The organism is Pseudomonas sp. Wu6 (genome assembly GCF_019891515.1).
Lineage (GTDB): Bacteria > Pseudomonadota > Gammaproteobacteria > Pseudomonadales > Pseudomonadaceae > Aquipseudomonas > Aquipseudomonas orientalis_A.
Genome location: NZ_JAFLXH010000014.1, coordinates 62,137 through 75,885, shown reverse-complemented (window position 1 = coordinate 75,885; position 13,749 = coordinate 62,137). Strand labels below are relative to the sequence as shown.

The following is a 13,749-nucleotide window of genomic DNA, read 5'->3' as shown; positions in this document are numbered from 1 at the left end:
GCCCGCCGCAACTGAGTGGGCGGGCGCGTTCGGGGCGCCTGAATCAGGCGCTCAACCAGACTTGATCCATTGGGTAGAAGTCCGACGGGTGAACCTGAAATCCCTGGACCTTCTTGCTCGCGGCAGTGAACTTGTCGCCCCAGAACGGCTGGACCATGACGCAGGCCTCTTGCAGGATCTGCTCGACGCTTTGCATCGCTGCGGCCCGTTGTTTCGGGTCGATGATGCCCATGGCGTTGTCCAGCGCCGCGTCGAACGCCGGGTCGCTGTAGTGGCTTTCATTCCACGCCGCGCCGCTGCGGTAGGCCAGTTCCAGCGACATCACCCCAAGCGGGCGGTGCGCCCAGTAGGTGAGGCTGAACGCGGCCTTGTCCCAGATCGGCCAGTATTGCGTGGCGGGGATCACTTTGAGGTTGATGCGGATGCCGGCCTCGGCGCAGTTCTGCTGGAGGATCTGCGCGCAGTCCTGTTCATAGCGGCCCTGGGTGTTGCCGACGATCAGGTCGATGTCGATGCCGTTCGGGTGGCCGGCTTCGGCGAGCAGTTTCTTCGCCGCGGCCACGTCCCGCGCACGTTTGGGCAGCGGGAAGTATTCCGGGTGGGACGGGGCGACGTGGTGGTCTTCGCCCAATGTGCCCATGCCGCGATAGGCGATCTTCAGCATTTGCGCGTTGTCGGCACAGAGCACCACGGCTTTGCGAATGCGCAGGTCGTCGAACGGCTTCTGGTCGCAGGCCATGCGCATGACGATGGTTTGCGCCGACTTGCAGGTGAGCAATTGCGCGCCCGGCAAACGTTTCGCCAGATCCAGTTCGGCCACCGTTACCCGGTACAACACGTCCACTTGTCCAGCCTGCAGCGCCGCGAGATGGGTGGAAATGTCGGTGCCCATGTCGACGTAGCGCAATTCGTCGAGATTGGCCGGTTTGCGCCAGTAATCGGCACGCTTGGCGAAGGTCGCCTGTTTGTTGACCGCGAACGACACCAGCTTGAACGGCCCGGTGCCCAGTGGGTTTTTCGCCCAGTCGTCACCGGCCTTGAAGCTGCGGTGGACGATGGCGCAGGTGAAGGCGTTGAGCATTTCCGGGATCGCCAGCATCGGTCGCTTGAGCACCAGGCGGAATTGGAAGTCACTGACTTTTTCGAACGCTGTAATGTCCTGGAACGCGGTGCGGTTGACCGACTTGGAATCGGCGGCAATCCAGCGTTCGATATTGTGCTGCACGTCCTCGACGTTGAAGGTGTCGCCGTTGCTCCACTTCACGTCCTGGCGCAGGTTGAAGGTCCAGGTTTTCAGGTCCTCGGACGGGCTCCAGCTCTCGGCCAGGTACGGGTGAGTGATGTTGTCGGCATCGACCCAGGTCAGGAATTCGAGGCTGTTGCGCAGCAGGTTCGAGGCTTCGATCCAGGTGATCAGCATCGGGTCCTGGATTTCCTGGATGGCGCAGGCAAACCGCAGGCTGCCGCCCTGGCGCGGCTTTACCGCGTCAGCGGCATCGGCCGAATTACCGAGCAGCGCGGAACCGAGGAAAGTGCTGGCGCTGGCGGCGGTGACGCCCAGCAGCGCGGCGGTGCGCAGGAATTGGCGACGATTGATTTCGCCACGTTTGACTTGGGTGCACAGGTCGTTCACCGCTGGATGCGGCAGAGTGCCGTCCAGTGTTATTAAGTCTTTCATATGCCTCTCCGATAACGTGCAAAAGTGCGTTTTTCGACTGGCCGCAAGTGGGGCGAGCGGCAGACGCAGTCGGTTCGATGAACCGAGACTGTCAGTGGCCGGCAGCGCAAAGGCGCAGGCGTGACAGGCGTGAAGCCGGCAGTAGAGCAAGGCGCAACGAGATCAGAAGGACGGAGGCTGGGTATGACATAGGGCTGCTCTTATGTTGTTTTTATTAGAGATGTCCGCAGTTTTGTCATCTGGGCAACGATCGACAAACGATAAATTCAACGCTGAAACGTTCGATAAATGCATGTTACTGACCGTAAGGAAGGCTGCCGCTTGAGCTAGACAGGCCGGACGGAGGAGCGCGCGGGTACGAAACACTGCGCGGTGGCCGCAAACGCCCCTTGTTCCGGGTGGGAACAAGGGGAAAACCGGACGATGTCGAAGGAGGTTACGGCGCCGTCCGAGGCAACTCAGCGCGGCATCAGGCGCGGATCGAACGGGTAGTCCGAGAGCAATTCGATGCCGTTTTCGTGGATGTAGATCTGCTCTTCGAGCTTGACCCCTTCGCCGCCCGCATCGTGACCGATGTAGCTTTCCACGCAGATGGTCATGCCGGCTTCGAACACCCCGTCGTAACCCAGTGCATCAATATCTTCGCGGTGCACCACGTACGGGTATTCACCGGTCATGCCAACGCCGTGGGCCAGGGCGAAATAGCGGTTGGCCTTGTAGTTATCCGGGATTCTCCAGGCCAGCTCGGCGTATTCCTTGAAGCTGCGGCCGGCCTTAAGCATCTCCACGTTGGTCTGCACTTGTTCGTAAGCCAGTTTGTAGAGCTCTTGTTGCTTGGCGGTGGCGGCTTGCTCGCCGCACAGGAAGGTCCGCGAAAAGTCCGCGTAGTAGCCGAAACGCCCGACCACGTCTGTGTCCAGCGCCACCAGGTCACCGGCTTCGATGGGCCGGGTGCTGCATTCCTGGAACCATGGATTGGTGCGCGGCCCGGAAGACAGCAGGCGGGTTTCGACGTAGTCGCCGTCGGTGGCGATCACGTGTTGGTGCAAGTGCGACCACAGTTCGTTTTCGCTGATGCCCGGCACCAGTTTGCTTTCCATCAAGCGCACGCCAGCCTCGGTGGCACGCAGGCTGGCGCGTATCATCTTCAGCTCGTTCGGCACTTTGATGCAGCGCGCGCGCTCCAGCGGTTCCTGGGCGTCGAAGATCTGGTAGCCGAGTTTTTGCAGTTCGAACGCAGCGGCTGAAGTGGCGCTTTCGATGGCGACGCGTTTGTTGCCGCCGCCGTGCTTGCGTACCAGTTCACCGATTTCGGCGGCCCATTGCGCAGTGACGTTATTCAGGAAGCTGTCGCAGAAGTAATAGGAAATGGCTTTGGCCGGGCGCACTTCATCGACAGTGTTGAGCTGTTCGGCCAGGTGCAGGCAGCCGCCGAATTCGAACACCACCACCGGGCCTTCTGCCGGGATGAAGGCATAACGTGCCGGGTTGCGCGCCGAGTACACCTGCATGTTGCGCGAACCGGTGGCGTAGCGCATGTGGGTCGGGTCGAACAGCACGCACGCGGCGTAGTCGCGTTTTTTCAGTTCGTTGCGCACCCGTTGCAAACGGTCGAGCTGGATCTGCTGGATCTCGGCGTACGTCGGTTCGCAGTCGGCGGGGTTGCGGTTAGGGCCGGACAGACTCATAGGTGTTCCTCGCAGGGCAAATACGGTTAGTTTTTTCTAGGAGTTTTTGGGTGAGTCAGTCGAGCAACTGGTCGCTGCGCACCAGGTTGCGTTCGGCTTGCAGATGGGCTTCGGACAGGCGTCCGTAAAGCTGCTTGGTGCGCTGGGCGCGGCCGATGATTCCGGGTTTTTCGGAGTAGGCGAAGATCGCGGTATTGCGTTCAGTGGCGCCCTCGACGCGGGTGACCCGGTGCACCGAAAAGCGCCCCTTGAAGATCTGCAAGTCGCCGGGGTTGAGTTGCAGTTCCTGTACGCGGCTGCGGTCGTCGCCGCGCACCACGTTGCCGACGGCGCCAAGGTTTTCCTGGGTGCGCGAGCGGATCATCGGTGCGTACTCGAACAGACCGCCAGCCTCTGGCTTCTGGGTCATCATGCTGACGATGAATTCGTTGGTGTCGAAGTGCCAGGGCTGCTCGGTGCCTTCGGGCATCACGTTGATCACCAGCCCGGCGAACGGGTCGGCGTATTCGAAAATCTCCGGTTCGTCGAGGCAGGCACCGATAAAGCGTTTCATCATCGGCGAGACGTACAGGCGATGAATGATCGCGTCCGGGGCAATCATGTCCCGGGTGACAAAACCGCTGGTGCGCTCCATGAATGTGCGGCGCGGGTCATCCTGGGGCAGGGTAGGGTCGTCTTCAGTGAAATAGGCGTTGACCTTGCGCACCGAGTAAAAGGTCTTGCCCGACAGTGCCTGACCTTCAGTACGGGCCCGTTCCAGCGCCTCGGGCCGCAGGAAATTCTTCAGCAGGCAGCAACCGTCCTTGGCGAGTTCGGCACGGGCGTGCTCGATCAGCGCCTGCAACCGGACATGGCCCGAATCATGTATGGGGTACAACTCGGTATTAATAATGTCGCTGATATCGCCCACTTCGGCGTCGGCAAGTTGAAGGCTCATGCAAGTCTCCTGGAACTATCAATTAACAGTGTTTGGCGTTGAATCGATAGTTGCTTAAAGAGGTGCGAAGTGGAAATTACAAGTTGTGATCGAATCCATCGGCAGGGGCGATAGTTATGTCAGGCGAACTGGATGGAAGCTTACTGAAAGTGTTTGTCGCGATAATCGAGTGCCAGGGATTTTCTGCGGCGGCCGAGCGTTTGCACAAAACCCAGTCGACCGTCAGCCAGAATTTGCAGCGCCTGGAAGAGATTGTCGGCACGCCGTTGGTCCAGCGCACCAGTCGCTCGGTGAGCCTGACACCCTGTGGCGAGACATTTCTGATCTATGCGCGGCAAATCCTCAAGCTGCACGCTGATGCGATCAACGCCGTGCAACTGCCGGATGAGCAGGTGTGTATACATGTCGGTATGCCCGAGGACTACGCCCAGTTTTGCCTGGCCGGGGTGTTGCGCGACTTTCAGGCGCAGTTCCCCCAGGTGCGGCCGGACGTCTGTTGCGAGATGTCGACCGCGCTGGTCAGCCGTTTGCAGCGCGGTGAGCTGGACCTGGTGCTCGGCGTGCAACACGCCAATCTGCACGCGGGTGAATACCTCTGCGACGAACCGTTGGTGTGGGTGGCGGCTGAGGGGTGGTGCGCCGGTGCGGATGCTTCTGTGCCGCTGGCGGTGTATGCCGAGGGCTGCGCCTTTAGAGCCAACGCCGTGCGGGCGCTGGCCGAGGCCGGACGGGCGTGGCATGTGGTTTACACCAGCCAGAGCCCGCGTGGGATTGGGATTGCCATCGAACAGGGCCAGTCGGTCGGTGTCACGGCGCGACGCCTGGTGCCGTCGGGTTGGCAGGTGCTGGACGAGGCTCAGGGCTTTCCGCCGATTGAGCCTGCGCGGTTGATGTTCTGGCGTTCTGCACAGTGCCAGGCGCTGGCGGTGGAGGCTTTGGTGGACATTGTGGCGCGCCGGTTAGGCCGTTCAAAGTGGCTGGCCGAGCGCCGGTTCACAGCGTTGACGGCGGGCCATCAGCCCCAGCAATAACAGGCTGGCAGTGACCCAGCAGACGATCCAGCCATGCACCAGGCCAAACTGTCCGGTGGCTTGCAGCAGCCAGCCGCACAGCCAATTGGCGGTGGCGCTGCCCAAGCCATAACCGACCATGCTCAGGCTCACCACTTGCAGGCTTTGTACGGGGCTCAAGCGTGCGCTGAGGTAGGCGGCCATCAAGCCCCAGACCGGGAAATAGAACAGCGCGAACAGCCCGGCCGCCAGCCAGGTCAGATTCAAGCTTGGTTGCCAGAGTAGTGCGAGCATCGCCAGGCCGAAGGCGCCGATACTCAACGCCATTACTCTCAATGCCCCCCAGCGATCCGCCAGCGAACCCAACAACAATCCGCCGACAACCCCGCCAATCCCGATCAGTGTCCACAACGAGCCGGTGATCTGTGCGTTGGCGCCCAATCGTTCGCTGGCAAACGCCGAGAGGAAATTCAGGAACGGGCCGCTGATCCCGCCAATAAAGGCACTGAGCAGCAGTATGTGCAGCGCCACCGGGTATTCCACACACAGCTTCAACCATTGCCTGAGTATCCGGCGCAGCGACGGCGCGCTGCTTTGCTTGATGCGCTGGGCTGTCGCCAGCGGTGCCAGGACCCAAAAGGTCAGTAGGGTGACCATCAGTGTCAGCCCGGCGCAAACCAGCCAGAAGTGCCGCAGCGAGATGCCCTGCAACAAGGCGATCAGCACCCCGTTAAGGCAGATCGCAAACGCCGCACCTGACGACGCCAGGCCCAGCACGCGGCTGCGGTGGGAGGCGGGGATCACTTCGCCGACCAGTGCGGCGATGGCGTTCCAGTTCGCCACGGCGCAGGCCGAGACCAACGCCAGGCACAGCGCATACGGCAGCACCCACGGGGTGGCGACCGCCAAGGCCAGCAGTGCCGGGCTCAAGGCCATCGTCAGTTTTACCATGTTGCGTGGGCTGATCCACGCCGCGGCGATACCGCTGACAATCGACGCGCCCATGTAGAACAGTTGCAGCAGCGCCGCGATAAACGCGGCCTGGCTGTAGCTCAGCTCGAACACCTGGCGGATCTGGGGTAATAAGGCCGAATAGAGGAAAATACTGAAGCCGTGGGTGGTGGCGTTACACGCCGTAAAGATAAGCGCCAATAAAACAATACTTCTTGTGGGTGAGGGTGGGTTGATTGGCATGGAGTTGGCTCGGTCATTAATTGCTATGGAATGGGGCGTAAGTGCGAGGACTGCCCTAGGTAAGTGCGTTGATTGGGTGGGGCATTTAATTCAAATAAGACTAGCGTCTCTATAAATAAAACAGCCAGTGCTTAATAGTCATGAGTGTGCTGCGAAATACTCATGCTATTTATACGTCGGCGACAGCGGCAGGGCTGAAAGCGACGTCATTGAATCGTGCCGATTACCTGTGGCGAGGGAGCAGGGAGTCGCCCACCACAACACAAAAATGCATGTTACTCGGGAAATTTCCCGCAAGCCGTGGGATGCTTGGGGCTCGTCAGCCCCAGCGCGAGTCCTGTTCATGAAACGCAAAATGCCCGCACTCAATGCGCTCAAAGCCTTCGAAGTGGCCGGCAGTACCGGCAGTTTTACCCGGGCGGCGGAGCTGCTCAATGTCACTCAAAGTGCTGTCAGCCGCCAGGTGCGTCAGCTCGAAGAACAGCTCGGTGAGAATCTGCTGGAACGCCGGCACCACCACCTTGAACTGACCAGCGCCGGCCGGGTTCTGCTGCGGGCACTGCATCAATCCTTCGACAAAATCGAGCTGACGGTGCGCAGCATCCAGCAGAAGTCCCACGCTAATCGCCTGCACATCAACGCGCCGCCAACCTTCACCAGCCGCTGGTTGATGCCGCGCCTGGGACGGCTGCGGGAAAAACACCCCGAATTGGAGCTGAGCATTACCACGCGCTTGCAGGACAGCCTGGCGGAAACCAGCACGCTGGACTGCGCGATCCGCTTTGGCGATGGCGAATGGGATGGGCTGGACAGCTCGCTGCTGCTTCAGGAACGGCACATTGCGGTGTGCGCGTCGTCGTTGTATGCGCGGGAAGCGAGCGAGGGCGAAATCGACCTTAATCGCCTGACCTTGCTGCACGTGTTGGCCAGGGAAGATCAGCGTTATCTGACCTGGAAACACTGGCTCGACGCGGCGAAAATCAGCGGCGTGGATACCCAGGGCGGTTATGAATTCGACCTGCTGGACCTGGCGATTCGTGCGGCCACCGACGGCCTGGGTATCACCATTGCCGACTGGCACATGGTTGCCCCGGAGCTGGCCAGCGGGCAGTTGACCCAGGTACTGAACGTGCATGTGGAAGGGCATCAATCCTACTGGTTGGTGACCCGGCCGGAGCAGACCTTGATGCCGCAATTGCAGGTGTTCGCCCAGTGGTTGCAGGAAGAAATCTGGTTGGCGCAAAGGCAGCTCGAACCCTCCACCGCCGCCAGTTGACCCACCCAACCTTCAGGGGACATTTGATTCCTTCTCGGGGAACATGCATTTTTTGAATGTTACGCCGCTCGATAAATCGTTTGTTCAACCCCCTCAGGATGCCAAGACTGCGGGAACTGGATAAAAACAACGATGGGCGATGCACATGCGACTTGAGCGAAACTTTGTAAACGGTCACTTCATTGAGCCTGCCAGCGATGCGCTGATTGCAGTCTACAACCCGGCGACTGAAGCGTTGGTCGGTCAGGTTTCGGCCGCCACCCGTGCTGAAGCCACGGCAGCTGTCGAGGCTGCCGCCGCCGCCCAGAAGCGCTGGGGCAAACTCACCAGCATTGAACGCGCCGAGCATCTGCGTTCATTCGCCGACGCCCTGGAGGCCTGCGCCGAGAGCATCGGTGCTGCACTGGCCGCCGAGTCCGGCAAAAGTGTCAGCGACGCCAGCAACGAAGCCCGTTACGCCGCGCAAGTCACCCGATACCACGCCGAGTGGGCACGGCGGATCGAAGGCGAGATCATCCCCAGCGACACCCCGAACGAAAACCTCTTCCTGCACCGCGAGCCGATTGGTGTGGTCGCCTGCCTGATTCCTTTCAACTACCCGGTCTACACGTTGCTGCGAAAAATCGCCCCGGCACTGATTGCCGGTAATACCGTGGTGGTGCGCCCGAGTAACAACACCCCGACCTCCGCGTTTGAAATCGCCAAGGCGGTGCAGCAATCCGGTCTGCCCGCTGGGGTGGTCAACATACTGACCATGGACCATGCCACCGCCGCAACGGTCTGCACCCACAACGCCGTCGGCTTGATCACCCTGACCGGCAGTGTCAACGCCGGGCGCATGGTGCTTGATTATTGCAAGACCAACATCGCCAAACCGTCCCTGGAACTGGGCGGCAAAACTCCGGCAATCATTGAGGCCGATGCTGACCTTGAAGCCGCCGCCAGCGCTATCGTCGCGTCCAAGACCACTCACTGCGGTCAGGTGTGCACGGCGGTGGAGCGGGTTTATGTGCAGGAAAGTGTCTACGAACAATTTCTCGGGTTGCTCAAAGCCAAAATCAGCGCCGTGAAGTTTGGCGACCGCGCCACCGACGCCAACCTGATGGGTCCATTGGTCAACGCAAGTTCGCAGCAAAACATCCACGCCATGGTCGAGCGCGCCGTCGCCGACGGTGCTGTACTGGAAACAGGCGGTTTTTTGCCTGAGGGCAACGGCCATTTCTACCCGCCGACGCTGTTGAGCAATTGTCGCCAGGACATGGAAATCATCCAGGAAGAAATCTTCGGCCCGGTGCTGCCAGTGCTCAAGTACCGCGACATCGACGAAGCGCTGGCCATGGCCAACGATCACCAGTTCGGCCTGTCGTCGGTGCTGTACACCGAGAACTATCGCACCACCCTGAAAGTCGCCAACACCATCGAGGCCGGCGAGTTGTACATCAACCGGACCCCGGCCGACCCCTACCAGGGCTTCCACGCCGGATGGAAACGTTCGGGCCTGGGCGGTGATGACGGCAAGCACGGCATGCTCGAATTCACCCAGACCCGACTTGTGGTGATGAAGTACTGATCCACCCGCAATACGCCTCACGCCACACCTATAAAAACAATTATTGGGGCGCCCGGACCACCGGGCTGCCCGAGGTCTCACAGATGTCCAAGTCTGCAACCACTGTTGCCGCTGTTCAGGGTTCGAGCGCGGGTGCAAAAAGCCGCAGTGACACGGGAAGTCGCTACGTCCAGTTAATGCTGCTGGTGCTGGCCGCCGGGGCGATCTATCCGATCCTCTACCTGCGCCAGGTTTACCAGACCACCATGCTTGAGGTGTTCCAGATCAACCACAGCGAATTGGGTTATCTGTACTCGATGCTCGGGACGATTTTCCTGCTCAGCTATTTGCCGAGCGGTTGGCTGGCCGACCGGATCGCGCCACGGTTTTTGATTTTCTTTTCGCTGGTGGCCACCGGAGCCTTGGGGCTTTGGTACTCCACGGCACCCTCGATGACCGGTTTGATGATCATCTTCGGTTGCTGGGGCCTGACCACCGGCCTGACGTTCTGGGCCTCTGTGCTCAAGCGGGTGAAGATGATTGCTCATCACACTGAACAGGGCCGGTTCTTCGGCATCCTCGACGGCGGTCGCGGCCTGGTCGAGGCGTTGCTCGCAACGGTCGCCCTGGGGCTGTTCGCCTTCGCCACTGAAACCCGTGGCGAGTCCGCCGCTGAAGGTTTCAAGCACGTGGTCTACCTGTACGCCTGCACCTGTATCGCCATCGGTTGTGTGCTGGTGCTGATCAAGGACCCGAAGTCGATGGAGGACACCGCGCCAGTGGAAAAGGGCAAATACAACCTGCTCAGCGACCTGACCACACTGGTGAAAATCCCCGAGCTGTGGTTGGTGACGGCCATCGTGTTCTGCGGTTACCACATCTTCTGGGCGACCTACAGCTTCTCCGATTATTTGCAGGGCGGCGGCATGACCGCCGTCATGGCCGGCACCATCACCACCATCAAGCTGTGGATGCGCCCGATTGGCGGTATCGGTGGCGGCTGGCTCGGTGACAAGTTCTCGAACATTTCGGTGCTGATCGTGGCGCTGTTCCTCGCGACGTTGGCGATGGTCGGCCTGATCGTGTTCCCGGCGCTCAACAGCATGGGCCTGCTGGTCGGTACGGTGATCTTCATCGGCCTGATGACGTATGCGATTCGCGGTTTGTACTGGGCGATCCTCGACACCTGCAACATTCCGCTGCGTATCACCGGTCTGGCCATCGGCATTGTCTCGGTGGTCGGTTACCTGCCGGACGCCTTCATTCCATTAATCAACGGCTACCTCACCGAGCACTTCCCCGGCGCCCTTGGTTACAAGCTGTATTTCGGTTACATCGCCTCCGTCGGCGTGATCGGGACCCTCGCGGCCCTGACCTTGCGCGCGCGTATCAATCGTCAATCTTCGAATAAAACAGGTGCCTGAGATGAAAATCGTCGCCCTTGAAACCCATATTGTTGCCGTACCGCCACCGCACATCGGCGGCATGTACTGGCTGTTCGTCAAGCTCAAGACCGATTGCGGCATTGAAGGTGTCGGCGAAATCTACGCTGCGACCTTCGGCCCCAAAGCCATGCTGCCGATCATCGAAGACGTGTTTGAACGCTACTTGCTCAACCACGACCCGCATCACATCGAGCGTTTTTTCCGTCAGGCCTATTCGAGCGGTTTCACCCAGCGTCCCGACCTGACCATGATGGGCGTGGTCAGCGGCCTGGAAATGGCCTGCTGGGACATTATCGGCAAAGCGGCGAACAAGCCGGTCTATGAATTGCTTGGCGGCAAGGTCAATGAGCGCCTGCGTTCCTACACCTACCTGTACCCGGTCAACAGCCAGGGTGAGTACGACTACGACGACCCGGACCTGGCTGCCGAATGCGCCGTCGAGAACATGAATAAAGGCTTCACCGCCGTGAAGTTCGACCCGGCCGGGCCGTACACCGCGTACTCCGGGCACCAGATTTCGCTGCAAGTGCTGGAGCGCTGCGAAACCTTCTGCCGCAAGATCCGCGAAGCGGTGGGCGACAAGTGCGACCTGCTGTTCGGCACCCACGGGCAAATGGTCCCGTCCTCAGCGATTCGCCTGGCCAAGCGCCTGGAGAAGTACGACCCGTTGTGGTTTGAAGAACCGGTGCCACCGGGCCAGGAGGAGGCGATGGCGCAAGTCGCGGCCAAGACCACCATTCCGATTGCTACGGGCGAGCGGCTGACCACCAAGTACGAATTTTTCAAGCTGTTGCAGGCTGGCGGCGCGTCGATTCTGCAAATGAACGTCGCCCGCTGCGGCGGGCTCCTGGAAGCCAAGAAGATCGCGAGCATGGCCGAGGCCTATTACGCGCAGATCGCACCGCACCTTTATAACGGGCCGATTGGCGCGGCGGCGAGTTTCCAGTTGGCAACCTGTACCCCGAATTTTCTGATCCAGGAAAGCATCATGACCTGGGGCGGTTTCCACGCCGAGGTACTGACCAAGCCGCTGCAATGGGAGGACGGCTACATCATCCCGTCCACCGAGCCGGGCCTTGGGGTGGAACTGAACATGGACGTAGTGCGCAGGCATTCGCCCTATACCGGTGAGCGTTTGCACCTGCAAATGGCGCAGGCCCCGGCAGACGTCAAAGACACATCGCCGGCCAGAGGCTGACGGGATTTCCCGTCGTTCAGTTGCGGGAATGGGTGTTTTTTAAATAACGACTTACGCGGTAACCGTGCATGACATACGACTACATCATCGCTGGCGCAGGCGCGGCCGGCTGCATCCTCGCCAACCGGCTATCGGCCTGCGGCCAATACACGGTGCTGCTGCTGGAAGCGGGCGGCAAGGACAGTTCGCTGTGGTTCAAGATCCCGGTTGGCTTCGCCAAGATGTATTACAACCCAACCTTCAACTGGATGTACTACAGCCAGCCGCAAAAGCAGCTCAACAACCGTGAAATTTATGCCCCGCGCGGCAAGGTCCAGGGCGGTTCCGGCTCGATCAATGCAATGGTCTACGTCCGTGGTCAGGCCCATGACTTCGATGACTGGGCCGCCAACGGCAACGATGGCTGGGGTTTCAAGGACGTGTTGCCGTATTTTCGCAAACTGGAAAACCACCCGTTGGGCGAAAGCGAATACCACGGCGGCAGCGGCCCGATCAGCATCACTCCGATGAAGGGAGAGACCCATCCAATCTGCGATGTGTTCCTCAAGGGTTGCGATGAACTCGGTTACCCGCAGAGTGACGACTTCAACGGGCCGAACTTCGAAGGCTCGGGCATCTACGATGTCAACACCAAGGACGGCCAGCGCAGTTCCAGTAGTTTTGCGCATCTGCATCCCGCACTCAGCCGCCCGAATCTGACGGTCGAGCATTACGCACTGGTGGATCGGGTAGTGTTCGAGAACGAGCGGGCCAGCGGTATTTGCGTGACCCAACACGGCGTGGTCCGCACCTTCCAGGCGCGCAAAGAGGTGATCCTCTGCGCCGGTGCCGTTGACACACCGAAGATTCTGCAACTGTCCGGTGTCGCCGATCAGGCGTTGCTGGCCAGGCACCAGATCCCGCTGGTCAAACACCTGCCGGCGGTGGGGCAGAACCTTCAGGATCACTTGTGCGTCAGCTACTACTACAAGGCCAACATTGCGACGCTTAATGACCAGCTCAGCTCGCTGTTCGGGCAGTTCAAGCTCGGCCTCAAATACCTGCTGACCCGCAAGGGTGCCTTGGCGATGAGCGTCAACCAGGCCGGTGGTTTCTTCCGTGGCAACGAGGCGCAGGCCAACCCGAACCTTCAGCTGTACTTCAATCCGCTGTCGTACCAGATCCCGAAAAACAACAAGGCCAGCCTCAAGCCAGAGCCGTATTCCGGCTTCCTGTTGTGTTTCAACCCCTGCCGTCCGACGAGTCGTGGGCATATCGAGATCCGGTCGAATAACCCCCGAGATGCGGCGCTGATCGATCCCAATTACTTGAGCACACAAAAGGACATCGACGAAGTAATCCAGGGCAGTCGGCTGATGCGCAAAATCATGCAGGCGCCGGCCTTGAAAAGCATCACGGTTGCCGAAGTCCTCCCGGGGCCGATGGTCGAAAGTGATGAACAGATGCTGCAGTACTTTCGCGAAAACAGCGGTTCGATCTATCACCTGTGCGGCTCGTGCGCGATGGGGGCGGATGTACAGACGTCAGTGGTCGATAAACGGCTTAAAGTCCATGGTCTCGACGGTCTGCGCATTGTTGATGCGTCGATTTTTCCCAATGTGACGAGCGGCAATACCCACGCCGCAGTGCTGATGGTGGCGGAGAAGGGCGCCGACCTGATTTTGCAGGACGCCTGATTCGTTGCCATCGTGATTGAAAGCCCGCCGTTTGTTTTTGCTCGAAGCGAACCTCAGGTCTGTTGCTGGAGAATGGGCAGGGTGGACTCGCGCGCTAC

Annotated in this window: 10 protein-coding genes; 6 read left to right on the top strand and 4 right to left on the bottom strand. The window is 60.1% G+C overall.

Features of this window, described 5'->3' with window-relative positions; all coding sequences use genetic code 11:
- Window positions 1-43 precede the first annotated feature (43 nt).
- The 3 genes from J1G34_RS12270 to J1G34_RS12260 form a co-directional block, all read right to left on the bottom strand.
- Complete coding sequence (locus J1G34_RS12270) at window positions 44-1,678, bottom strand: ABC transporter substrate-binding protein (RefSeq protein WP_222994113.1); 1,635 nt, start codon at window positions 1,676-1,678, stop codon at window positions 44-46.
- 458 nt (window positions 1,679-2,136) lie between these two features.
- Window positions 2,137-3,366, bottom strand: coding sequence for a M24 family metallopeptidase (locus J1G34_RS12265; RefSeq protein WP_065893297.1), 1,230 nt, complete (start codon window positions 3,364-3,366; stop codon window positions 2,137-2,139).
- Window positions 3,367-3,421: 55 nt separating this feature from the next.
- Window positions 3,422-4,303 carry a HalD/BesD family halogenase gene (locus tag J1G34_RS12260; RefSeq protein ID WP_065893296.1) on the bottom strand — a complete coding sequence of 294 codons (882 nt, stop codon included), beginning with the start codon at window positions 4,301-4,303 and terminating at the stop codon, window positions 3,422-3,424.
- 116 nt (window positions 4,304-4,419) lie between these two features.
- Between J1G34_RS12260 and J1G34_RS12255 the strand changes: the two genes are divergently transcribed.
- Window positions 4,420-5,334 (top strand): LysR family transcriptional regulator, encoded by a 915-nt coding sequence (locus J1G34_RS12255; RefSeq protein ID WP_130138004.1) that lies wholly within the window; start codon window positions 4,420-4,422, stop codon window positions 5,332-5,334.
- Here the strand turns inward: J1G34_RS12255 and J1G34_RS12250 are convergent.
- Entirely contained in the window at window positions 5,272-6,507 is a 1,236-nt protein-coding gene (locus J1G34_RS12250; RefSeq protein ID WP_128876511.1) for an MFS transporter, read from the bottom strand. The genes J1G34_RS12255 and J1G34_RS12250 overlap by 63 nt on opposite strands.
- Window positions 6,508-6,850: 343 nt before the next feature.
- Between J1G34_RS12250 and J1G34_RS12245 the strand changes: the two genes are divergently transcribed.
- From J1G34_RS12245 to J1G34_RS12225, 5 genes are all read left to right on the top strand, one after another.
- A complete protein-coding gene (locus tag J1G34_RS12245) occupies window positions 6,851-7,783 on the top strand; it encodes a LysR substrate-binding domain-containing protein (RefSeq protein ID WP_065893293.1) in 933 nt (310 codons plus the stop codon).
- A gap of 145 nt (window positions 7,784-7,928) precedes the next feature.
- Entirely contained in the window at window positions 7,929-9,353 is a 1,425-nt protein-coding gene (gene aldA / locus J1G34_RS12240; RefSeq protein ID WP_065896931.1) for an aldehyde dehydrogenase, read from the top strand.
- 83 nt (window positions 9,354-9,436) lie between these two features.
- Complete coding sequence (locus J1G34_RS12235) at window positions 9,437-10,756, top strand: MFS transporter (protein WP_222994112.1); 1,320 nt, start codon at window positions 9,437-9,439, stop codon at window positions 10,754-10,756.
- A gap of 1 nt (window position 10,757) precedes the next feature.
- A complete protein-coding gene (locus J1G34_RS12230; RefSeq protein ID WP_222994111.1) occupies window positions 10,758-11,975 on the top strand; it encodes a mandelate racemase/muconate lactonizing enzyme family protein in 1,218 nt (405 codons plus the stop codon).
- A 68-nt stretch (window positions 11,976-12,043) separates the two neighbouring features.
- Window positions 12,044-13,651, top strand: a complete 1,608-nt coding sequence (locus J1G34_RS12225; RefSeq protein WP_065893290.1) for a GMC family oxidoreductase — start codon at window positions 12,044-12,046, stop codon at window positions 13,649-13,651.
- The last annotated feature ends 98 nt before the right edge of the window (window positions 13,652-13,749 follow it).